Raw genomic sequence first — 1823 nt, 5'->3', positions numbered from 1 at the left:
CCCATATGGGGCAACAAACCTGCACGGTTATCCCTCGCCTTGCGCTGGAACATTATCCCTTATCGTTTGCCCAGGAACGGATGCTGTTTATCGAGCAGTTTGAACAAGGCACCAATGCCTACCATATCCCTTATCTGGTTCAACTGGATAATGACACTTGTCTGCCCTTATTAGAAACCGCCATTAACCGATTAGCGGCACGCCATGCCATCATCAGGACAGTCTACCGCCATCATGATGACGGACAACACGACCAACAGGTGCTGGACAGGCATTTAGTTATCAGGTCAGTAACGCCCTGTGATGATATTGACACGCTTCTGGATACAGTACGCACTGAGATAGACACGCCATTTGATTTGACCACGGAACCCAGTCTGCGCCTTTGTCACTATTCCATGGCCGATAACCATTACTTCCTGATGTTATGGCACCATATCGCCATTGATGGCTGGGCCATCGATATTTTTATGCATGAACTGGCAGAAATTTACCCGGCTCTGTTAGCCGGCCGTGACAGCCTGTTGCCTGCCCTGGATATCACCTATGGCGACTATGCCGCATGGCAGCGGGAATACTTACAAGGGGATGTCCGTGAACACCAGCTTGCCTACTGGCGACAGACCCTAGCCCACTATGAAACGCTGGCCCTGCCAACAGACTCCCCCAGACCCGCCCAGGTAAATTATCAAGGAAAGGACTTCAATTTCACGTTGGAGACCGCCCTCTCTGACCAGCTAAGAACGCTGGCAAAGAACCAGGAAACCACCCTGTATACTGTGCTGCTCAGTGGCTTTTATGTCACGCTGGCAAAATTATCCGGCCAAAACGATATCGTACTGGGAACACCGACCGATAACCGCCACCATGCCCAAACCCAATCCCTGATAGGCATGTTTGTTAACTCCCTGGTCTTGCGGGCGCAGCTTGTGCTGACAGACAGCGTCGCCACCCTGATTAAACAGACCCATCAATGGCTGGCTGATGCCAAGGCGCATCAGGACATGCCGTTTGAACAACTGGTTGACGCCCTGGCGATTGAACGTGACACCGCCCGTCATCCGATTTTTCAGGTCATGTTTGGCTTACAAAGTTTTGGTGAACACCAGCCCAATAAAGCCAGACTGCCCTTTCATCCGGTGACACTGGACGGATCCCTGTACAGTCCGGCCAAATTTGACCTAAGCCTGTTTCTGTCCGAAGGACAACCCGCTATTACCGGTTGCCTGAATTACGCGGTCAGCCTGTTTAACGAAACCACCATGACACGGCTGGCCGGTCTCTATCAACGGGTACTGACCGCCTTCGTGGCAGACCCGCAACAATCTCTGGCCGGGATTGATGCCCTATCTGCCCCTGAACGTCATACCCTGCTGCACACCTGGAACCAGACCGATGCCCCTTACCCGCAAGATAGTACCTTGCCGCAACTGTTTGAAGCCCAGACAGAAAAGACGCCGGATAATGTGGCTCTGGTCTTTGAAGGGGAAACCCTGACCTACCGGCAGTTAAACCAGCGGGCAAACCAGTTAGCCGGTGTTATTCGGGAACGTTGTGCCCCTCTGCGAGCAGACACCCCCATCGCCCTCTATCTTGATCGCAGTCTGGAAATGGTTATCAGCATTCTGGCGGTGCTGAAAGCCGGTGGCGCTTATGTGCCCATTTCCCCGGAATATCCACCGGAGCGGGTGCAGTTTATTCTGCAAGATACCGGAAGCCCGTGCGTACTCACCCAGCAACGGTATCTGACAACACTGACGGAATACAGCCAGGCACTGGCAGAATCACCAATATTGATAGCGGCAGATGACCAGACAATCACC

Annotated in this window: 1 protein-coding gene; it reads left to right on the top strand. The window is 52.9% G+C overall.

What is annotated here, in order from left to right; genetic code table 11:
- A partial coding sequence (locus Xentx_RS17965) for a non-ribosomal peptide synthetase (protein ID WP_139292539.1) occupies nucleotides 1-1823 on the top strand: 1823 nt, incomplete at both ends.

This window comes from Xenorhabdus thuongxuanensis (genome assembly GCF_001908095.1).
Classification (GTDB): Bacteria; Pseudomonadota; Gammaproteobacteria; order Enterobacterales; family Enterobacteriaceae; genus Xenorhabdus; species Xenorhabdus thuongxuanensis.
The sequence above is the reverse complement of the archived record's forward strand: the minus strand, read 5'-3'. Positions and strand labels throughout refer to the sequence as shown.